A 20,515-nucleotide genomic window follows, 5' to 3' on the forward strand; every position below is an offset into this window, starting at 1 on the left:
GCGTGCGCTAGCTTGGCAGGCACGATGAGCGGTGACACCTCTGCCTACCGGGCCGCCTGCGCGCGCGGCGAGCTGGTCATCCAGCGCTGTACGGCCTGCGACCGCCGCATCCACCTCCCCGAGCCGGCCTGCCCCTGGTGCGGCGGCCGGCAACTGGTGTTCGACCCCGTCTCAGGCGACGGCGTCGTGCACACCTACACGGTCGTGCACCGCTCCTTCTCCCCCGCCTACCAGGGCCGCGAGCCGTACGTCATGGCCTGGGTCGACCTGCCGGAAGGCGTGCGCGCGTTCGGGCACGTGATCGGCTGCGAGCCCGGGCAGGTGCGCGTCGGCCTCCCCGTACGCGTGACCTTCCACGACGACCTGCCCCACTGGAGGCCCGCGTGAAGCTGGGCAACGTCCTGATCCCCGTCGCCGACCTGGACGCGGCGATCGCGTTCTACGGCCTGCCGGTGAAGTTCCGCGACGGCGACAGGTTCGCCGCGCTCGACGGCGGCGGGGTGACCGTGGCGCTGGCGGGGCCGGAGGAGCACGTCGCCGGGTCGGTCGCGGTGTCGTACAAGGTGGTGGACGTCGATCGCGAGGTGGGTGAGCTGGTCGCGCGCGGCGCCGAGGTGGTGCGGGAGCCCGAGGCAGGACCGCACGAGAGGCGGGCCGTGCTGCGCGACCCCTCGGGCAACGTCTTCGTGCTCTATTCGCCCCTCTGAGATGGAGGCACCCCCATGGCACGACCGGCACGATCGCCGTACGGCAACTACGGGCACGCGATCCTGACCGCGAGCGCGATGCGCACGCCCGACCAGGTGGCGCTGACGTACCGCGGGGAGCGCAGCTTCACCTACGACCAGCTCAACAGGAACGTCAACCGCCGCGCCAACGCCCTCATCGCCGCCGGGGTCACACCGGGCACCCGGGTGGCGGCACTGCTCAACGAGACGTTGCAGGTGGCCGAGGTCTATCTGGCCCAGGCGAAGATCGGGGCGGTGACGGCGGCGCTGAACCCGTACTGGCCGGTCGAGACGCTGCGCGACGTGGTGGCCGCCTCGGGGTGCACGGTCTTCGTGCACGACGCCACCGTGGCCCCCGCGGTCGAGGCCATCAGGCCGGAGCTGCCGCAGGTGACGACCTGGATCGACGTACGGGAGCTGCCGGAGGCGTCCGACGCGGAGCCGCCGCTCGGCGGGTCCTACGACGACCCGCTCGCGCTCTACTACACCTCGGGCACCACAGGGCTGCCCAAGGCCGTCGTGCACACCCACGCATCGTCGCTGGCCACCGCCCAGATCTGGCTGGACGTGCCGCGCGGCCCTGACGCGGTGTTCGGCACCGGGGCGATCATCTGGGGCATCGGCTTCCCGGCCATCGTCGGCCCGGCCCTGTACGCGGGCATGCGCCTGGTGCTGGAGCAGGACTGGGGGCCGGAGAACTTCCTGCGGGTGGTCCCGCGCGAGCGCGTCACGCACGTGTCGCAGATCCCGTCGTTCTACGCGGCGCTGCTGGCCTCGCCCGCGCACGAGGGCGTGGACCTGTCGTCGATCCGGGTGATCATGCTGGGCGGTGAGCCGCTGACGGCGTCCATGCTCGACCGCATCAAGGCCAGGCTGCCGCAGGCGGGCATCTACTCCTATTACGGGCAGACCGAGGCGCCGTACACATGCGTGGGGCGGGTGGACGACGGCTCCACGCCGCTCGGCTCGTCCGGCCGGGCCCGTACGGGGAACGCCGTGCGCGTCACCGGCCCCCACGGCCACCGGGTGATCGACGAGGTCGGCGAGATCAACCTGGCCGGGCCGCACCGGATGGCCGGCTACGACGGGCTGCCCGACCGCACGGCGGAGGTGCTGCGCGGCGAATGGTACGTCGGCGGCGACCTCGGCACGCTCTCCCCCGACGGCGTGCTGCGGGTGCTGGGGCGGCGCGAGGACTCCATACTCAAGGGCGGCGTCTGGACCCAGCCGGCCGTCATCGAGGACGCCGCCTGCGCGCTGGACGGCGTGGCCGAGGCGGGCGCGGTGGGCACCCCTGAGGGGGCCGCCGAGCAGGAGGTGCTGCTGGCCGTGGTGCCGCGCGCCGGGCATACGCTGGACCCGTCCAAGCTGGCGCCGGCCCTCGCCGACGCGCTGCCCGCCCATCAGCGGCCCGACCGCATCGTGGTGACCGGTGAGCTGCCCCACACCGGGGACGCCTCCGGAGGGCCTGGCAAGCTGCTGCGCAGGAAGATCCGCGAGCTTCCCGGCGTGCGCGGGTAGAGCGTGGACGAGCACGAGGTCAAGGCGCTGATCCGCGAGGCCGGGGTGCCGGTGCCGCGCGGGGTCGTGGTGGCCGGCGACGACTTCTCGGCGGCCGGGGAGCTGGCCGAGCCGCTGGCGCTGAAGGCGTTCGGTCCCGGGCTGACGCACAAGACCGAGTCGGGGGCGGTGGTGCTGGGCCTGCGCCACGCCGGCCTGGCCCCGGCGGCCCACCGGCTGCGCGAGCGGCTGCGGCCCGCCGGTTTCCTCATCGAGGAGCAGGTCCCCGCCGGGGTCGAGCTGATCGTCGGGCTGGTGCGCGACCCCGCGTTCGGGCCCGTGCTGCTCGCCGGGCTCGGCGGGGTGTGGACGGAGGCGCTGCGCGACACCGCCGTACGGCTCTGCCCGATCTCCGAGGAGGACGCCCGCCGCATGCCCGCCTCCCTGCGCGGCTCCGCCGTGCTGCGCGGCTGGCGCGGCGCCCCGCCCGTGGACGAGGACGCCGTCGTCAAGCTCCTCATGGCGGTGGGCGGGCCCGGCGGACTGTGGGAGCGGCTGGACCTGGGCGAGTTCGAACTGAACCCGGTCATAGCAGGCCCGTCAGGCGTGGTGGCCGTCGACGCCCGCTATCTCCCCGCGGCCCCCACCCCGCCGATCCCGGCAGCCCCCGCGACCGACTTCCTGCCGCTCTTCGAGCCCAGGGCCGTGGCCGTGGTCGGGGCGTCCACGAGCAGGCCGAACTTCGGGAACATGTTCCTCGGGTTCTACCGGGAGACGGGCGTCCCGCTGGTGGCGGTGCATCCGACGGCGGAGGAGGTCGCGGGGGTGCCGGCCGTGCCGTCGCTCGACCGCGCAGACGTGGACTACGCGCTGGTGGCGGTGCCCGCCGAACGTTGTGCCGAGGTGGTGCGGCAGGCGGCGGGAGTCCCGTTCGTGCAGGTGATGAGCGGCGGGTTCGGCGAGGCGGGACGGCCCGAGCTGGAGGCCGAGCTGGTGGCGGCGGCGCGCGCGGCCGGCGTCCGGCTGCTCGGGCCGAACTGCATGGGCGTGTACTGTCCCCGAGGCGGTCAGACGTTCGTCGGCGGCGGCACGGGCCCGGCCGGCTCCGTCGCGCTCATCTCGCAGAGCGGCGGCCTGGCCGGCGAGGTGATCAAGGTCGGGGAGCGGCGCGGGCTGGCGTTCAGCCGGGTCGTCACGGCCGGGAACGCTGCCGACGTCACCCCGGCCGAGCTGCTGCGCTGGCTCGCCGCGGACCCCGAGACGCGGGCGGCTGGGCTGTACCTGGAGGACCCGAGGAACGGCCGCGAACTGTACGAGGCGCTGCGCGACGCGGACCTGCCCGTGGTGCTGCTGGTCGGCGGACGTACCGGGCAGGGCAGGCAGGCCGCCGCCTCGCACACCGGCGGCCTGGTGAGCGACGAGCGGATCTGGGCGGCGGTGGCCGAGCAGGCGGGCGTGACGCTGGTGACGTCCCAGGACGACCTGATCGGGGTGCTGGCGTTCTTCCAGGCGCACGGCGGGCGCGCCGTCAGGGGTGACAGGACGCTCGTGGTCGGGCCGAGCGGGGGCGCGAGCGTGCTCGCCGCGGACGCGTTCGACCGGGCCGGTGTCCGCCTCGACCCGCTGCCCGCCGACCGCCTGGCCGCGCTGCGCGGGCTCGGCGTGGTGACGACGGGCAACCCGCTCGAAGTGCCCGTGGGTCCGATGGGGCGGGCCGGCCTCGTGGCCGAGGTGATCGACGCGCTCGCGGGGCCGTACCGGGACGTGGTGGCGCACGTGAACGTCACGGCCTTCTTCACGTACGGGGACGCCGCCGAGCCCCTGTACGCCTACGCGCACGCCCTGGCGGGAGCCCAGGCCGCGCACCCGCACACCAGGATCACCCTCGTCACCAGGAACGCCGAGTGCGCGCCTCCGGGCGTCACGGACGAGGTCGGGCGGATCGCGGCGGCGGCCGGGATCCCCGTCTACCGCACGATGGAGGCGGCCGCCGTGGCCGTCGCGGCAGGAGGACGCCATGGGGCTGCTTGACGGCAAGGTCGCGCTGATCACCGGCGGTGCGCGGGGCATGGGCGAGGCCCACGTACGGCTGTTCCTGGCCGAGGGCGCGCGGGTGGTGTTCGGGGACGTGCTGGAGGAGGAGGGCAAGGCGCTGGCGGCGGAGACGGGCGCGGTGTACGTGCGGCACGACGTGACCCGTCCGGAGGAGTGGGAGGCGGCCGTGGGGGCGGCCGTCGAGGCGTACGGGCGGCTGGACGTGCTGGTGAACAACGCCGGGATCTTGAAATTTCGGCGCATCGCCGACATGTCGCTCGAAGACTTCGATCAGGTGATCGGCGTGAACCTCAGGGGCACCTGGCTCGGCATCAAGTCGGTCATCGAGCCCATGAAGGCCGCCGGGCGCGGCTCGATCGTGAACATCTCCTCCATCGAGGGCTACGTCGGTGCGGAGGGGCTGTCGGCGTACTCGGCCTCGAAGTTCGGCGTGCGTGGCGTGACGAAGTCGGCGGCGCGGGAGCTGGCGAAGTTCAAGATCAGGGTGAACTCCGTGCACCCTGGAGCGATCAACACCTCCATGGTCATGGACCCCGAGCTGGTCGGCGAGGTGGACGCGGAGGCGTTCGTCAAGTCCATGGTCATCAAGCGGTTCGCCAAGCCGGTGGAGGTCTCGCACGTGGTGGCGTTCCTGGCCTCGGACCGGGCCAGCTACTGCACGGGGAGCGAGTTCACCGTGGACGGCGGGCTGCTGACCGGCGCAGGATACTAAGATCTCACCACAAGGTAGATCTTTTAGTGTTAAACCACCTAGGGTCGGACATTTCTGGCAACGTTACTGACCTGCTGGTTTCTACCCCGTGAGGGCCCTTGCCCCCAGGGTGCGTGCTTGAGCTAAGGTCACGACACGATAACCTCACTCATCACGGAAGACGACAGGCCTCCGGTTTTGTCACATCAGTCCCGGGTTACCCTCCTTTACCCATGGCTGGTGGGTCGAACCCGGTCTTGCCCGGAAGGTTCCCCCACACTTCCATGACGCCAGAGATCCAGAAGTACATAGAACTGCTCGAGAGCCAGATCGGCTACTCCGAGAAGTCGGGCTCGTACACCAAGTTCGGCGCCTGGTACGGCAAGAACATCGAGTTCGACGCCGACTACAGTTCCGCGCCGTGGTGCGACATGTACCTCTCATGGGCCGCGCACAAGCTCGGCTACGAGGACTGGGTCGGCCAGTTCGCCTGGACCGTCGAGCACGCCAAGTGGTTCAAGAAGCAGGGCGCGTGGGGGAAGAAGCCCGAAGTCGGGGCGCTGGTCTTCTACGACTGGAGCGGCTCCAACGACATCGACAGGATCGACCACGTCGGGGTCGTGACCAGGGTCGAGGGCGGCCGGATCCACACCATCGAGGGCAACATCGACGGCGGCGTCGCCAAGCGCAAGGAACGCGACACGAGCAAGGTCGTCGGTTACGGCTACCCGCAGCGGGTCAAGGAGCGGCTCGACAAGAAGGCCAGGAAGAAGGCCGAGAAAGAGGCCCAGGAAGCGCTCAAGGAGGCGGGGAAGCCGGGAAGCGAGGTTGGTACGATCCAGCTTCCCGAGCAGTCGCTCACCTCACAGATCCCCCGGGGCGACGACGGCCGCTCCGCCCAGGTGCCGCTGTCCGGCGACCGCATCCAGTCCCTGACGCCGGGCCAGACCGACCAGGGAGCGACCGGCCAGACCGAGGGCCAGACCCCGGAGCAGGCCCAGTCTGACCCCCACGGCGCCCCGCGCTCCTCGTCGTCGTCCTCGTCCTCGGACGCGCACGCGGACGCGCCGGCGAAGACGTCCAAGTCCTCCTCGAAGGAGGCGTCCGAGTCCCGTACGGGAACGAACGACTCCGCCGCCCGTCCCGCCCCCACCGCGTCGGCCCCGGCCGAACCCCAGGTCGGCGCCTCCAGCGGCGCCGCCAACGGAGCCCCCGCGAAGAAGGGCAAGCACGCCAAGCCCACCACGGCCGACACCGAGGCCGCGACCAGCGAACCCCTCCCCTCCCACACCGACGCCTCCGCCACCGGGCCGCTGCCCGTCGTCAACACCCCGACGCTGGTCGGCTCGACGCTGATCGCCGCCCTGACGCTGCTCGCCGTGGCCAAGACCCGCCGCCAGCGCTCGGCCGCCGCCGCGGCCGCCGCACCGGCCAGGCCGCCCCGCCCGTCCCGCGCGAAGGGCCGCCGCCGGCGCGGCAGAACGGCCCCCGTCCTGGCGACGGCCGATCACCGCACCGCCGTGGACCTCCCGGAGACCCCGGAACGCCTCGCCACCGCCGCCGCCCTCCGCACCCTCACCCCCGCAGCGTCGTCCACCACTACGACCCCGGCGGCGGCAAGCGCGGCCTCGACCACGATGGCCTGGCCCCTCCCGGAATCCACCGACTCCACGGCCTGGCCGGTCACCGCAGGGGCCGGCTCGGACACCACCCGCGCCGCCTTCGGCCCCCGGTCCGTCTCCTTCGACGGCACCCCCTGGCCCGACGCTTTCGAGGCCCCCTCCTCCGGCGTGCGCGCCGGCTTCGGCTCGGACGGCCACTCCGCAGACACCGACCTGCACGGTGGTTCGGCCGCCGGGGACGCGTGGGACGGTTCCCGCCGTCCGGGCGGCAGGGACTCGGCCCGGCACGCCGCTTCCAGAGGCAGGGCCCGCCACGCGGCCTCCAGGAACGCCGCCCGCCACGCCGCGGCCAAGGACGCCGCCGCGCGCGAGGCCGCCCATCACGCCGCCGCAAGAGAAGCGGCCGCCAAGGAGGCCGCCCAGCACGCCGCCGCCCGGGAAGCCGCCCGCCGCATCGCCGCCCGCGAGGCCGGCGCACAAGAGGCCGTCGCACGAGAGGCCGTCGCACAAGAGGCCACCGCGCGTGAGGCCGCGCAGCGGGCCGCCGCGAAGGAGCTCGCCGCCCGGCAGGCCGCGCGCCACGCCGCGACCAAGGAGGCCGCCGCGCGCGAGGCCGCGCGCCACGCCGCCGCCAGGGAAGCCGCCGCGAGGGAGGCGGCACGCGACACGCTGAGGCACGGCGCCCGCCACGCCAGGCACCGCAGGCTCCCCTTGGAGATCCGCCCCTTCGACCTGACCACCGACGCCACCCCGCACGGCCCGGCCACCGCCCAGGGCTCCCACGACCACCGCTCCCCGACCGTCTGGGGGGCCGACGAGCCCCACACCCGCGCGCCTCACGACCACCGTGGCACCACGGCCCCGAGGCCGCACGAGTCCCGCAACACCCCCACGTGGGGAGCCGACGAGCCCTACAGCGCCCCGCGCGGCTTCCACGGCCGCCGTGACGCCGCCGCTGCGGGGCCGCGCGAGTCCCGCGGCACCACCGGGTGGGGGCCTTACGATCCCCACGGCGCCACGGCCCGCGTGTCCCGCGACGCGGCCCCCTACGAGCCCACCTTCCTGGCCGCGCCCTACGAGCCGGACTTCGACAGGTCCCGCTACCGGTTCACGGACGACACGGGCCCGCTGGAGGTCGTGCTCGACACCGGCCCCCTGGACCGGGTGGTGGACACGAGCCCGTTCGAGCGCATCGTCATCCCCGGCGCGACGAGCACGTTCGACGCTTTCGCGCCGCCCGCGCGGTCCGGCGGCCTGCTCACCGTCTCGGAGCCCGCGACCACCTACCGTGGCCGCCGCCGTCGCCGCTCATCGGACGAGCACCCGGCGTTCCCCTACACCGACGCCCCGCCCAGGGGCCGCCGCCACCGCCGCACCCGCCCGGAGGACGAGCTGACCGCCGACACCAGCGGCCGTCACCACGCCTGACCACCCCATGAGGGCGGGTCAGGCCGGGGCCGACGGGCGCGTCAGGCCGTAGCCGGTGGCGGTCAGGCCGGGGGCGACGAGGCGTGAGGCCGTAGCCGGCGGCGGTCAGGCCGGGGGCGACGGGGGCGTGAGGCCGTAGGCGGTGGCGAATCTGGTCAGGTGGGCCACCGCGTCGCGGCCGCGGGTCCAGGGACGTACGATCAGCCGCTCGACCCCGAGCGCCGCCCACTCGGCGACCTCGTCAGGGGACCCCAGCTCGTACGCGTGAGCCGTCACCGGCACCCCTGAGCGCAGCCGCGCGAGGGCGGCGAGGCGGGGCCGGATGGAGGCGAGCGTGTGCGGCATGCTGATCCACCCGTCGCACAGCAGCGCCGCCCGCCGCAAGGCAGCGTCCGACTCCCCGCCGGCGAGCACGGGCAGGTGCGGCTGCACGGGCTTGGGCTCGAAGGCGACCTCGGGAAAGGAGTAGAACCTCCCGCTATGGGCGACCACCGGCTCGCTCCACAACCGCCGTACGACCTCGATGGCCTCGTCCAGTCGCGCCCCCCTGCTCTCGAACGGCACCCCGGCCGCGTCCCACTCCCCCCGATACCAGCCCGCCCCGACCCCGCAGACGGCCCGCCCGGCGGAGACCACGTCCAGGGTGGCGAAGGCGCGGGCGGAGACGAAGGGGTGGCGCAGGGCGAGCAGTTGCACGGCGGTGCCGAGCTTGACGTGCGAGGTGAGGGCGGCCAGCCAGCACAGGTATGCGGGCGCGTCGAACAGCGGCGTCCCCGGCTTGATCCCCGGCGAGGTGGCGCCCGGGTAGTGAGCGGTGGACAGGTCGGTGGTGAAGACGAGGTGCTCGGGCAGCCACATCGACTCGAACCCCAGCTCGTCGGCCGCCACCGCCACGTCCTTCCACGCGGCGGGATGCAGCAGCCCGAGCGGGACGCCGAACTTCACGGGTACCTCCGAGGGGAGCCGTCGACGATGGCGGCGCGCAGGCGTTCGCGGTGGTGGGCGGTGGTGCCGTACGCACTGGACAGGGACCACGCGCGGGCCAGCCAGAACCGCAGGTCCAGCTCGTCGGTGTAGCCGATGGCGCCGTGCACCTGCAGCGCCGTCCTGGCCGCGAGCGTGGCGGCCTCGCCCGCGGCGGCCTTGGCGGCGCTCGCGTCCCGGTCCGCGCCGGCCAGTGCCTTGTCCGCCGTCACCGCCGCCCGCCACACCAGCGGCGCGGCGAACTCGACCGCCACCGCCGCGTCGGCGAGCTGGTGCTTGACGGCCTGGAACGACCCGATCGGTGCGCCGAACTGGGTGCGGGCCCCGGCGTATGCGACGGTCGTGGACAGCAGATGCCTGGCGACCCCGACGAGCTGCGCGGCGGTCGCCACGGCACCGGCCCGCAGCGCCGCCCCCACGTCTGCGCCGAGCGGCTCACCCGGCGTCTCGGTGGTCACCTCGAACAGCGGCCGGCACGGGTCGGGCCCTGGACGTGGGCTGAGGCGCACGGACGCGGCGGGGAACGACCGGGCCGCGCCGTCCCGCACGACCACGACCAGGTCGGCGAGATCGGCATCGGCCGCATAAGCCTGCCCAGGCGGCAGCACCGCCACGGTCACCGGCTCAGCGCCGCCCAGCAGGTAAGCCCCCACCACGGCGGTCTCCACGACCGGCCCAGGCAGGCAGGCCCGCCCGGTCTCCTCAAGCGCGGGCACCACGTCGATCAGCCGCAACCCCAGCCCGCCGTCCTCCTCGGGCGACAACACCTGGAAGAACCCCAGCCCGGCGAGCTGCTTCCACCCTGGCCGCCGCTCGCTGCGCAGCGCGGCGGGCGGGCAGTGCGCCCGCAGCACATCCCGTACGTTCGCCGCCAGGGCGAGCTGATCGGCGCTGAAAGCGGCATCCATCATCATCGGGGAAGTCCGAGGAGACGTTCTGCGACGATCGTGCGCTGGATCTCGTTCGTGCCCGCGTAGATCGGCCCCGCCTGCGCGAACAGGAACCCGTCGAGCCACCCCTCCACCCCGGCCCGGTCGCCGAGCAGGTCGAGCGCGAGGGCGTGCATGCGCAGGTCGAGCTCGGACCAGAAGAGCTTGCCCAGGCTGGCCTCGGCCCCGATCTCCTCCCCCGCCGCGATCCCGCGCGCGGTCGCGTACGTGTGCAGCCGGTACGCCTCCGCCTCCACCCAGCACCGCGCCGCCCGGTCGGCGAGCGCCGGGTCGGCGCCGGCGGCCAGGGCGACGAGCCGGTCGGCGGTGGCGAGGAAGCGGCCCGGGCTGCGCAGGGTGAGGCCGCGTTCCGACGAGGTGGTGGCCATGGCGATGCGCCAGCCGTCGCCTGGCCGGCCGAGCACGAGGGAGCCGGGCACGTACACGCCGTCGAAGTGCAGCTCGGCGAAGCCGGGCAGGCCGTCGAGCTGGGCGATGGGCCGGACGGCGACGTCGGACAGGGGGAACAGGACGTAGGTCAGGCCGCGGTGGCGTTCGCCCGAGGTGCGGAAGAGGCCGAACCCGTGGGTGGCGTACGCGGCGCGCGAGCTCCACGTCTTGTGTCCGTACAGGCGCCAGCCGCCGGGCACGGGCTCGGCCCTGGAGGTGAGCGCGGCCAGGTCGCTGCCCGCCTCGGGCTCCGACCACGCCTGGGCCCACACCTGCTCGCCGGAGGCCATGCCGGGCAGCCAGCGCCGCCGCTGTTCCCCGGTGCCGAACCGCATGAGCGAAGGGCCGAGGAGGAAGATGCCGTTCTGGGTGACGCGGGCGGGGGCGCCGGCGGCCCAGTACTCCTCCTCGAAGATCAGCCATTCGACGAGGGAGGCGCCTCTGCCGCCGTACTCCTCGGGCCAGGAGACGACGGACAGCCGGGCGGCGGCCAGCTCCGCCTCCCAGGCCCGGTGGGCGGCGAAGCCCTCAGGGGTGTCCATGGACGGGAGGTGATCGGGGACGTGCGTGCTCAGCCACTCGCGAACCTCGGCGCGGAAGTCCCGCTCGGCCGGGGAGAAGTCGAGATCCACGACAACCAACCTAGCGCACGCTTGGTGAGCTGACCAGGTCAGGCTGACGTCGTGCAGGGACTGCTGCCGCGCCCCTGTCCACGCTCGACGCCGCCACCGTCCGCCGCACCCGCGTCACCCCCGACGGCCACACCACCACCTCACCCGGCACCTCACCCGGCACCGAAATCGGCACCGAAATCGGCACCGAAATCGGGATGCGGCCGCGGCCGGCGCCGGAGCCGTCCCCGGCTGAGGCAGGCTGCTCAGTCCGGGATGAGCGCGTCCCTGGGACCGCCGTAGACGGGGTTCTTGTCCAGCCGATGCTCGGTCACGAGCAGGCGGATCACCCCCTTGGCGTTCTCCTCGGCCTCCCAGACCACCCAGTCGTCCCCGACGGGCTCCTCCTGGGTACGCACGATGCCGTACCCTCCGGGGTTCCCCGGCGGCACGGAGATGACCGCGAAGACGACCTTCTTGCCGCGCCTGCGCAGCTCGGGGAGGACCTCACCGACGGTCTTCTCGTCCACGCGCAGGTCCTCCAGGGAGCGGCCCCTGTCGGTGGCGACGCGGAACTCCGGCTCCTTGAACGAGGGCTTGGGCGCGGGGACGGGCTCGCAGGGCGCGATCGGGCCCTCCATCAGGTACGTGGTGGTCATGCCGCCCTTGCCGCTGATGCTCCACACGAACGTCTGGCCCGGCCGGAACAGCTTCGTGTTGATCCGCATCTGCCACCCCTCCCGCTCGCCCGGGATGTTCTCCGGCAGGCTGTAGACGCCACGGGGGATGTTCCTCACGTGCTCGCCACGCGGTTCCCGGCACATCATGCCCTGGGGGACGAAGTCGACCGTCGCGGGAACGTTCAGCTCCCGCAACCGCCGCTCCAGCCCCTCAGCGTCGTCGAAGTCGCGGATCTGGATCGTCACCATCCCGTCCTGCATGTCCACGGCGTACGAGCTGGGCGCGCCACCGCGCAGCACGCTCGGCACCACGACGACGCCCGCGGCGAGCACGACGGCCGCCGCCAGGCCGAGCAACGGCCGCTTGAACGAGCGCGGGGGCCGCCGCACCGGTTCCGGCTCCTGCGCGGTGATCTCGGCCAGCAGCGCCCGCGCCCCCGCGCCGGACGGCTCGCCGCCGAGGCCACCGGGTGCGACCCGGGCCAGCGGCTTGATCGCCTCGATCTCGTCGATGTCCTTCACAGCGCTCCTCCCTGCGACCGTTCCACCAATGCGGGCCGAGCCCGCGTGCCGACGTGCACCCCGGCGTCGGCGAGTGCCCGGGACAGCCGTTTGCGGGCCCGGTACAGCCGGATCCGTACGGCGTTGCGGGACAGCCCCAGCGCCTGCGCGATCTCCTCGCGCTCCAGGCCCTCCCAGGCGACCAGGGCCAGCAGCTCCCTGTCGTCGTCGGGCAGGCTTCTGAAGGCCCGCCCGATCGCGTCCAGTTCGACCTCGGTGTCCGGGGAGTGCCCGTAGAGGTCGGCGAGCTCGGCGTCCAGCTCGGCGGTGCGGGCCCTGCGGCGGTTGTCGCCGCGGAAGTGGTTGGCCAGCACCTTGCGCGCCACGCCGTACAGCCAGGGCACGACCTCGGGGCCGTCCGGCAGCTCCGCCACCCGCCGCCAGGCGATGGTGAACGTCTCCGCCACGACGTCGGCGGCGTCCTGGGGCGAGTCGCAGCGGCGTACGGCGTAGGCGGTGATCCTGCCGTACGCCAGGTCATAGGCGGCCTCGAACCGGGCCAGCCGCTCGTCATCCACAGGCGGTCCCCATGGCAGATCTCCTCAGCAGACGATTGACACGGACACCTACCTCTATGTACGCCCAGCCCCCATCATTTCCACGCAAAGGGGCACCCGCCGGAAGACCCGGCAGGTGCCCCTCAAGAAGACGTGGTCAGATACCGAAGGCGCGCTTGAGCGCCGCCTCCCTGGCCGCCCGCGCCCGCCGGCTCAGCTCGGCGTCCGGCACCATCATGTCGAACCCGTGGAAGGCCCCGGGGAACAGGTGGAACTCGGTCGAGACCCCGGCCTGGGCCAGCCGCTGCGCGTAGTCAATGCACTCGTCCCTGAACACCTCGAGCTCCCCCACGTCCACGAACGCCGGCGGCAGCCCGGACAGGTCGGTGGCGCGGGAGGGGGCGGCGTAAGGGGACACGTCGTCGGTGCCCGCCAGGTCGCCGAGCAGTGCCTTCCAGCCGTAGAGGTTGGCCGACCTGGGCCACACCACGGCGTCGGCGAAGGCGCGGCTGGACGGCGTGACGTTGCGGTCGTCCAGCATGGGGCAGATCAGCAGCTGGAACGCGAGGTCGGGGCCGCCGCGGTCCCTGGCGAGCAGCACGGTGGCGGCGGCCAGCCCGCCGCCCGCGCTGGCCCCGCCGACGGCCAGCCGGGCCGGGTCGATGCCCAGCTCGGCGGCGTTCTTGGCGGTCCAGGCGAGGCCCGCGTAGCAGTCCTCGACGGGCGCGGGATGGGGGTGCTCGGGGGCGAGCCGGTAGTCGACGGAGACGGCGACCAGGCCGAGCCGCTCGACGTAGCGGACGATCATCTCGTCGTCCATCTCCGGCTTGCCGATGATCATGCCGCCGCCGTGGATCCAGTAGAGCGCGGGCCGGTTCGCGCCCGGCTCGGCGGGCCGGTAGACGCGCACCCGTACGTCCGGCGCACCCGCGGGCCCCGGCACCAGCCGGTCCTCGATCGAGACCTCGGTCAGCGGCCTCGGCGCGGCGGCCATCATGGCGTTGAGCTGGGCCCGATGCTCGGCCAGCGCCTCGTACGTCAGCGACGCGAAGTCGATCCCGGGCATCTGCGCGACCTGCTCGACCCCGGCACGCAGCTCGGCGTCCAGGTTGGGGTGATGCGCCATGGGCTGTTTCCTTCCGCGAAGGGGTGCTGTCTCTGCTGACATCGTGGAATTCCCGGTCATCGTCGCACAACCGCCATATGGCGGAGATCGGCCCCCGTGCCCCCGCCGTTCGGCGAACGGCCGCCCCGGATACGGGACGAAGCCGCCGCCGTCCGGCATGCTGATCATCATGTGCCACTCCACCGACAGCAGGCCGCCCGCCCCGCCCGTGCGTGGCGAGGTGGCCGCGCACGAGCAGACCGAGCTGACCGCCGCCGACGGCAACCGCTTCCTCGCCTACCGGGCCGAACCCGCCGAGCCGAACGGCCGGAGCATGGTGATCCTGCCGGACATCCGCGGGCTGCACCCCTACTACCGTGACCTCGCGGTCCGGTTCGCCGAGGCGGGGTTCCGGACGATCGCGATCGACTACTTCGGCCGCACGGCGGGCCTCGGCGACCGCGGCGACGACTTCCCGTTCCGTCCCCACGTCGACCAGCTCACCAGCGACCACGTCAGGGCCGACGCGCTGGCGGCCACGCAGGCGCTGGACGGGCCGGTGTTCACCGTGGGGTTCTGCCTGGGCGGCGCGCAGTCGCTGCGGCAGGCCGCCGAGGGCAACGGGCTGGCGGGCGGCATCGGCTTCTACCCCACCCTGCGCTTCGTGGAGCCGCCCGAGTCGGGGCCCGGCGCGCCGCTGCTGATGCTGCTGGGCGGCGCCGACCGGGCCACGCCGCGCGAGCAGTCCGCCGCGTACGAGGCCGCGCTCGACCGGGCCGGCACCCCGTACGAGAAGCACGTCTATCCGGGCGCGCCGCACGCGTACTTCGACCGCTCGTACACGAAGTGGACCGAGGTCTGCCAGGACTCATGGCGGCGCATCCTCGACTTCGTCGAGCGCCACTCCTGAGTCATCCCAGGTAGGCAGCCCGGACGACGGGGTCTTCGCGGATCTCGGCGGGCGGCCCCGCGGCGATGACCCGGCCGAGGTCGAGCACGACGATCCGGTCGCAGACGTCCATGACGAACCCCATGTCGTGCTCGACCAGCAGCACCGTGGTCTCCAGGCTCCTGACGACCTCGGCCAGGCGGGCGGTCTGGGCGGCGTCGAGCCCGGAGGTGGGCTCGTCGAGCAGCAGCAGCCTGGGCCGGTCGGCCAGCGCCCTGGCCAGCTCGACCAGGCGCCGCCCGCCGACCGGCAGCGCTGCCGCGTACGCCTCGCGGTGCCCGTCGAGCCCGCACAGCGCCAGCACCTCGGCGACGCGCTCGCGCCGGTCACGTTCGAGCCGCCGCCGGGCGGGCAGGCCGACGAGGTCGGCGGCCAGCCCGCCACCGCCGCCGTGCCAGTCGAGCGCGGCCAGCACGTTGTCCTCGACCGTGAGCCGGCCGAACACCTGCGTGCGCTGGAACGTGCGGCGCACCCCCGCCCTGGCCCGCCGGACCGGCGGCAGCCCGGTCACGTCCCGCCCGTCGACGCGGACCCGGCCCTCGACCGGCCTGCGCAGCCCGGACACGACGTCGAACAGGGTGGTCTTGCCTGCCCCGTTCGGCCCGATCACGCCGCACACGACTCCCTCTTCGACCTCGAACGACACCTGGTCCAGCGCCTTGACACCGCCGAAGGCGACCGACACCCCGTCCACCGCCAGCATGATCAGCGCACCCCCAGGTAGGCGGCGGTCAGCCGCTCGCCGTCCACCTCGTCGCGCGGCCCCGACCAGGTGACGCGGCCGAGCCGCATGAACGCCACCCGGTCGGCGACCGCCAGCGCCTCGGTGGCCTTCTCCTCGACCAGCAGCAGCGCGACCCCGCGCGCCCGCAGCTCGGCGAAGACCTCGAACACCTGCCGCACCACCATGGGCGCGAGCCCCAGCGACGGCTCGTCGGCGACGAGCACGCGCGGCGGCCTGATGAGCGCGGGGGCGAGCGTGAGCAGCTGCTGCTCGCCGCCGGACAGGGCGCCGGCCGGCACGTGGCGGCGCTCGCCGAGGTGCGGCAGCCGCGCGAAGACCGGCTCGGGGTCGGGCAGCCAGGTGCGCAGGTTCTCCTCCACGGTCAGCCCGGGGAAGACGCCCCTGCCCTCGGGCGCCAGCAGGATGCCGGCGCGGGCCCTGCGGTGGGCGGGCCAGGCAGTGACGTCGCGGCCGTCGAGCAGCACGCGGCCCGCGCTCACGGGCAGGTCGCCGACCGCGACGGCGCAGGTGGTGGACTTGCCCGCGCCGTTCGCGCCGAGCAGCGCGACCACCTCGCCGGGGCCGACGGTCAGGTCCACGCCGCGCAGCACGGTGGTGTCGGCGTATCCGGCGGCGACGCCTTCCAGGGTGAACAGCCGCCGCTCCCGCACGGCCGGCTCGGCCCGTACCTCGGGCTCGGGGCGCTCCCGTTTCCTGTGCCGCAGCCCGGCCATCTGGGTGAGCACGCCGTCGGGGTGCTTGGCCAGGATGACGCCGCCGAGCCCGAACAGGATCGCGCCGACGTGCGCGGACAGGTCCCAGACGGCCAGCAGCTCGGGCACGGCGACGGCGACGAGCCCGCCCAGCACGGCTCCGCCGATCCGCCGCACGCCCTGCAGCACCACGATGGCCAGCCAGACGAACCCGGAGAAGGCCGGCAGGTCGGTCGCCGTGATCGAGCCCTTGAAGATCGCGAACAGCACCCCGCCCAGCCCCGCGACCGCCGACGCCAGCACGAACAGCACGATCTTTGTACGCGGCGCTGACAGCCCCGACGTGACGGCCGCGGCGGGCGCCGAGCGCACGGCCAGGATCGCCCGCCCTGACGCCGACCGTTCGAGGTTGCGGACGAGCAGCGCCACGGCCCCGATGAGCGCGAGCAGCAGCACCACGCGCACGCGCGGATCCGAGGTGTCGGCGAAGCCGAACCCGAGCGCCGGCAGCGCCCAGCCGATCGTGCCGTTGCTGAACGCGTCCACCTGGAACAGCACCTGGTCGGCCAGCAGCGCCATGGCGAGCGTCGCCAGCGTCAGGACCCGGCCGCCGAGCCGCAGCGCGGGCAGCGCCACCAGCATCCCGGCCGCCGCCGCTGCCAGCACGCCGAGCACGATCGCGGCGGCGAACGGCAGCCCTGAGGTGAACGCCCAGCCGCAGGTCAGCGCGGCCATGGCGGCGAAGGCGGCCTGGGCCAGGTTCACCATGCCGCCGATGCCGGTGACGATCACGAACGAGCAGAAGATCAGCGCCAGCACCAGGCCCTGCGCGGCCACGCCCACGTAATAGACCGGGCCCGCGAAGGCGAAGGCGGCCAGCGCGAGCGCGCCCAGCGCCCACGGCAGCCGGCGCCGCCACGGCGGCAGCCCGGCCAGGTGGTCGGGCGGCGGCGCGTCCTCGGCCGCGCTGCCCGCGACCCGGTCACGCGCCCTGTTGAGCAGCACCAGCCCGGCGAACAGCAGGATCACCGGCACCGCCGTACGCAGCCCGGTCACCTCTTCGAGGAAGTCGGTGTAGCCGGCCACCAGGTTCTGGATCACGCCGAGCGCCAGCCCGGCCGCGAACGTCCACGGGATCGAGCGCAGCCGCCCGAACACCGCCGCCGTCGCCGAGGCGAACAGCAGCACCGTGTACGCCGTCGCGTCCAGCCCCAGCACCGGCACCGCCAGCACCCCGGCCAGCCCGGCGAGCCCTGAGGAGAGCGTCCAGGCCAGCGCCGACGCGGCGCCGGCGTCGATGCCGCGCAGCGTGGCCAGCCGCCGCCGGTCCACGCAGGCGCGCATGCGCAGCCCGTACGGAGTGTGCCGCATGAACGCCCACAACCCGGCCGCCGCGAGCGCCGAGCACAGGAACGTGATGAGCTGGTCGCTGTCCAGCCGCACGGCGAACACCTCGACGTCCACGGCCGGGTGCGGCCCGACGCCGCGCGGCAGCGCTGTCGCGTCGGCGGGCGGCAGCCCGGCCACATCCACGACCAGCAGACCGGCCGCGGGGAGGGCGATCGTGAGCCCGATGGTGGCCACGATCTGCGCGGTCTCCCCCGCCTGCGCGAGGCCCCTGAACATGGCCTTGTGCAGGGCGTAGCCGAGCGCGGGCGCGAACAGCGCCACCGCCAGCAGGGCCGACGGCAGCGCGGGCACGCCGGCCTGGGTCAGCTCGTAGAACAGCAGGGCGGTCAGGAAGCCGATGGCGCCGTGGGCGAAGTTGAACACGCCGGTGGCGGCGTACGAGAGCGTCAGGCCCGCCCCCATGACCGCGAAGACCGCGCCGGTGACCAGGCCGCTGAGGACGTAGGCGATCATTTCAGCGGCACGTTGCCGAAGCAGCGCATGTTCCTGGCCACCTGGAAGGCGCCGCCCTCCAGCTTGACCAGGGCGCCGCAGCCGTTGGGCTCGCTGTGGTCCTTCGGATACTCGATGCGGCCGAAGCCGGGGTTCTCGTAGACGTAGGAGCCGTTGGCGGTGGCGAGGAAGCGTTCCCTGGTCAGCTCCTTGCCGGTCTTGTCCAGCAGGTCGAGGAAGATGTCGGCGGCCCAGTAGCCGATGGCGAGGTGCTGGGTCAGCTCGGTGCCCGGCGCGGCCTTCTCGACGTCCTGCCTGAGCTGGGCGACCTCGGGGGCGTCCGACTCGAAGGGCTCGAACATGGGCGCCGCGATCACGCCCTCCAGGGCCTTCGCGCTGGCGGGGTCCTTGAGTATGGCGGCGTCGTAGCTGGTGGCGTCGGTGAGCACGCCCCTGTAGCCGGCCCGCTTGAGCGCCGAGTACAGGCCGACGTTGAACTTGGTGCCGGCGATCACCGACACCACGACGTCGGGCGGCCCGCCACCGTCGGATGTCATGATCTTGTTGACGTACGGGAGCCAGTCGGGCGGGGGTGCGGCGGCCGGCAGGCCCGAGTTCACGCCGGCCAGCTCGAACCCGGCCGCGGTGAACGACTGGGAGATGGTCGTGCCGCCGTACTTGCTGCCGCTGGAGTCGGAGGTCTGGACGTACACGCTCTTGCCCTCGGCGCCGCCGAGCAGGTCGGCCATCTGGCGGCCCCACCACGTCTGCGAGCCCGCGCCCTGCTTGGGCGCCAGGCAGCCGTTGTAGCCGAAGCCGGTCTTCGTGCCGCACCACTGCGGGCCCGTCGCCCAGCCGAACCACGGCACGCCCTGCTGCTCAAGGAAGGCGGCGCCACCGAAGTTGGGCGCGTGCACGGGGACGAGGGCGAACACCGAGTCCTTCTGCACGAGCTTCTTGGCCGCCGCGTCGCCCTTGGCGGCGTCCTGGCCGTCGTCCTCGGCCCCGAGGAACTCGATCGTGCGGCCGTGCACGCCGCCCTCCGCGTTGGCCCGCTCGAACCTGGCCTTGGCGCCCAGCTCGGCGTCCTTGGTGGAGTAACCGCTGGCGCTGGTCTTGGTCAGCACACCACCGACCTTGATCGTCGCGTCCGTCACACCGGCCGCGCCCCCGCCCGCGGCGCCGCCCTGCTGCTGGGCCGCGCATCCGGTCGCGAGAAGGACCGTCACCAGGGCCACCGACCTCACTCGCACCATGACGGCCTCCCCTTGCGCCTTGGCCTAGCGCTCGCTTGGTTTCGTCCGAGCGTAAATTCGCCTTACGGCGCCGTCAACGGGGCTACCGAGCAACCGCTTGCTCACAAACGCGTGACGGTGGCCGTCACGGGGTGGCCGAGGCGCCGAAGACGCGGTCGCGGGCCAGGTCGAGTGCGGTCAGCACGGCGCCCTGGAGCACGGGGTTGCCCGTGACCGTGCTGGCGCGCACCTCGGTGGGGGCGGGCGCCAGGTCGCCCAGCCGGGCGGCCACCTCCTCGGCCAGCTCGGCGCCCCCTTCACTCCCGCACTCGCCGCCGAGCACGACGAGGCCGGGGTCGAGCAGGCTGACGAAGGCGGCGGCGCCCTTGGCGATGCGGGCGGCGAACTCCGTACGGGCCAGGCCGCGCGCGACGGGCGAGGTCACCAGGTTGCAGAACGCGGTCCCGCCCACCTCCAGGAACCCGATCTCGCCCGCGCCCCCCGACGCCCCCCGGCGCAACCGCCCGCCGAGCACGACCGCCGCCCCGACCCCGTCGCCCAGCCAGAGCAGGACGAAGTCCTCGGCGTCCTGCGCCACCCCGTCCCGCGACTCGGCGATGGCGGCCAGGTTCGCCTCGTTCTCCAGCACCACCGGGACGCCGCCGAGCCGCTCCCGCCAGGACGTCACCAGCCCGGGCCGCCACCCCGGCACGTCGTTGGACGACACCAGCTCGCCGTCGCGCGGCGCGACCAGGCCCGGCGCCCCGACCACGACGGCGTCGAGGCTCCGCTGCCCCGCCGCCTCGGCCAGGACGCTTTCAACGAGATCCACCAGGTCACCGCCGACCGCCCGGGCGGCCGAGCCGACGGTACGGCCCGTGAGGTCGGCGACGGTGACGTGGACGGTGTCACGCCGCAGGTCGACCCCCGCGACGTGGGCCCGGCCGGCCACCAGCCCGTAGAGGCGCGCGTTGGGCCCGCGCCTGTCCTCGCCCGACTCCCCCGCGACCTCGATCAGGCCGCCGCCGATGAGCCGCTCGATCAGGTCGGACACGGTGGGCCTGGACAGCCCCGTCAGCGAGCGGAGCTGGGGAGCGCTCAGCGGGCCCCGTTCCAGCAGCAGGTCCAGCGCCAGCCGGTCGTTGATGGCTCGAGCCGTGGAAGGGGTCGCGGTCTTCATGCTCGCCATAATAATCAGGGACCCTGCCTGA

At 73.7% G+C, this 20,515-nt stretch carries 17 protein-coding genes; 7 read left to right on the top strand and 10 right to left on the bottom strand.

Annotated features, from left to right (window positions below; all coding sequences use genetic code 11):
* Nucleotides 1-24: 24 nt before the first annotated feature.
* The 6 genes from ACFFR3_RS21610 (at nucleotide 25) to ACFFR3_RS21635 (ending at nucleotide 8,024) form a co-directional block, all read left to right on the top strand.
* Nucleotides 25-387, top strand: a complete 363-nt coding sequence (locus ACFFR3_RS21610; RefSeq protein ID WP_345398373.1) for a Zn-ribbon domain-containing OB-fold protein — start codon at nucleotides 25-27, stop codon at nucleotides 385-387.
* Nucleotides 384-707: a VOC family protein gene (locus ACFFR3_RS21615; RefSeq protein WP_345398370.1), complete on the top strand. Its 324-nt coding sequence runs from the start codon at nucleotides 384-386 to the stop codon at nucleotides 705-707. The genes ACFFR3_RS21610 and ACFFR3_RS21615 overlap by 4 nt, the downstream gene beginning before the upstream one ends.
* Nucleotides 708-722: 15 nt before the next feature.
* Nucleotides 723-2,249, top strand: a complete 1,527-nt coding sequence (locus tag ACFFR3_RS21620; protein WP_379483714.1) for a class I adenylate-forming enzyme family protein — start codon at nucleotides 723-725, stop codon at nucleotides 2,247-2,249.
* A gap of 3 nt (nucleotides 2,250-2,252) precedes the next feature.
* Complete coding sequence (locus tag ACFFR3_RS21625; protein ID WP_379483715.1) at nucleotides 2,253-4,259, top strand: acetate--CoA ligase family protein; 2,007 nt, start codon at nucleotides 2,253-2,255, stop codon at nucleotides 4,257-4,259.
* Nucleotides 4,246-4,995, top strand: a complete 750-nt coding sequence (locus tag ACFFR3_RS21630; protein ID WP_364380434.1) for a glucose 1-dehydrogenase — start codon at nucleotides 4,246-4,248, stop codon at nucleotides 4,993-4,995. Before ACFFR3_RS21625 ends, ACFFR3_RS21630 begins: the two co-directional genes overlap by 14 nt.
* 263 nt (nucleotides 4,996-5,258) lie before the next feature.
* Nucleotides 5,259-8,024 carry a CHAP domain-containing protein gene (locus tag ACFFR3_RS21635; RefSeq protein WP_379483716.1) on the top strand — a complete coding sequence of 922 codons (2,766 nt, stop codon included), beginning with the start codon at nucleotides 5,259-5,261 and terminating at the stop codon, nucleotides 8,022-8,024.
* 105 nt (nucleotides 8,025-8,129) lie between these two features.
* Here ACFFR3_RS21635 and ACFFR3_RS21640 read toward each other — a convergent pair whose 3' ends face one another.
* From ACFFR3_RS21640 to ACFFR3_RS21665, 6 genes are all read right to left on the bottom strand, one after another.
* A complete protein-coding gene (locus tag ACFFR3_RS21640) occupies nucleotides 8,130-8,969 on the bottom strand; it encodes a TIGR03619 family F420-dependent LLM class oxidoreductase (RefSeq protein ID WP_379483717.1) in 840 nt (279 codons plus the stop codon).
* Nucleotides 8,966-9,922, bottom strand: coding sequence for an acyl-CoA dehydrogenase family protein (locus tag ACFFR3_RS21645; protein WP_379483718.1), 957 nt, complete (start codon nucleotides 9,920-9,922; stop codon nucleotides 8,966-8,968). Before ACFFR3_RS21645 ends, ACFFR3_RS21640 begins: the two co-directional genes overlap by 4 nt.
* Nucleotides 9,919-11,019 carry an acyl-CoA dehydrogenase family protein gene (locus tag ACFFR3_RS21650; RefSeq protein ID WP_364380423.1) on the bottom strand — a complete coding sequence of 367 codons (1,101 nt, stop codon included), beginning with the start codon at nucleotides 11,017-11,019 and terminating at the stop codon, nucleotides 9,919-9,921. Before ACFFR3_RS21650 ends, ACFFR3_RS21645 begins: the two co-directional genes overlap by 4 nt.
* A gap of 245 nt (nucleotides 11,020-11,264) precedes the next feature.
* Entirely contained in the window at nucleotides 11,265-12,200 is a 936-nt protein-coding gene (locus ACFFR3_RS21655; RefSeq protein ID WP_379483719.1) for a hypothetical protein, read from the bottom strand.
* Nucleotides 12,197-12,757 carry an RNA polymerase sigma factor gene (locus ACFFR3_RS21660; RefSeq protein WP_345398343.1) on the bottom strand — a complete coding sequence of 187 codons (561 nt, stop codon included), beginning with the start codon at nucleotides 12,755-12,757 and terminating at the stop codon, nucleotides 12,197-12,199. Before ACFFR3_RS21660 ends, ACFFR3_RS21655 begins: the two co-directional genes overlap by 4 nt.
* A 136-nt stretch (nucleotides 12,758-12,893) precedes the next feature.
* Nucleotides 12,894-13,862 (bottom strand): alpha/beta hydrolase, encoded by a 969-nt coding sequence (locus ACFFR3_RS21665; protein ID WP_379483720.1) that lies wholly within the window; start codon nucleotides 13,860-13,862, stop codon nucleotides 12,894-12,896.
* Nucleotides 13,863-14,031: 169 nt separating this feature from the next.
* Between ACFFR3_RS21665 and ACFFR3_RS21670 the strand changes: the two genes are divergently transcribed.
* Nucleotides 14,032-14,751: a dienelactone hydrolase family protein gene (locus ACFFR3_RS21670; RefSeq protein ID WP_379483721.1), complete on the top strand. Its 720-nt coding sequence runs from the start codon at nucleotides 14,032-14,034 to the stop codon at nucleotides 14,749-14,751.
* Nucleotide 14,752: 1 nt separating this feature from the next.
* On the opposite strand, the gene ACFFR3_RS21675 is transcribed toward ACFFR3_RS21670, so the two are convergent.
* The 4 genes from ACFFR3_RS21675 to ACFFR3_RS21690 form a co-directional block, all read right to left on the bottom strand.
* Nucleotides 14,753-15,493, bottom strand: a complete 741-nt coding sequence (locus ACFFR3_RS21675; RefSeq protein ID WP_345398334.1) for an ABC transporter ATP-binding protein — start codon at nucleotides 15,491-15,493, stop codon at nucleotides 14,753-14,755.
* 2 nt (nucleotides 15,494-15,495) lie between these two features.
* The gene (locus tag ACFFR3_RS21680) at nucleotides 15,496-18,090 is read right to left on the bottom strand and encodes an ABC transporter permease subunit (protein ID WP_379483722.1); all 2,595 of its coding nucleotides are present in this window, start codon (nucleotides 18,088-18,090) and stop codon (nucleotides 15,496-15,498) included.
* Nucleotides 18,087-19,325, bottom strand: a complete 1,239-nt coding sequence (locus tag ACFFR3_RS21685; protein ID WP_345398328.1) for an ABC transporter substrate-binding protein — start codon at nucleotides 19,323-19,325, stop codon at nucleotides 18,087-18,089. Before ACFFR3_RS21685 ends, ACFFR3_RS21680 begins: the two co-directional genes overlap by 4 nt.
* Before the next feature lie 124 nt (nucleotides 19,326-19,449).
* A complete protein-coding gene (locus tag ACFFR3_RS21690) occupies nucleotides 19,450-20,484 on the bottom strand; it encodes an ROK family transcriptional regulator (RefSeq protein WP_364380399.1) in 1,035 nt (344 codons plus the stop codon).
* Between the last annotated feature and the right edge of the window lie 31 nt (nucleotides 20,485-20,515).

Origin of the sequence: Nonomuraea salmonea, from assembly GCF_042428605.1 — a bacterium.
GTDB lineage: Bacteria > Actinomycetota > Actinomycetes > Streptosporangiales > Streptosporangiaceae > Nonomuraea > Nonomuraea salmonea.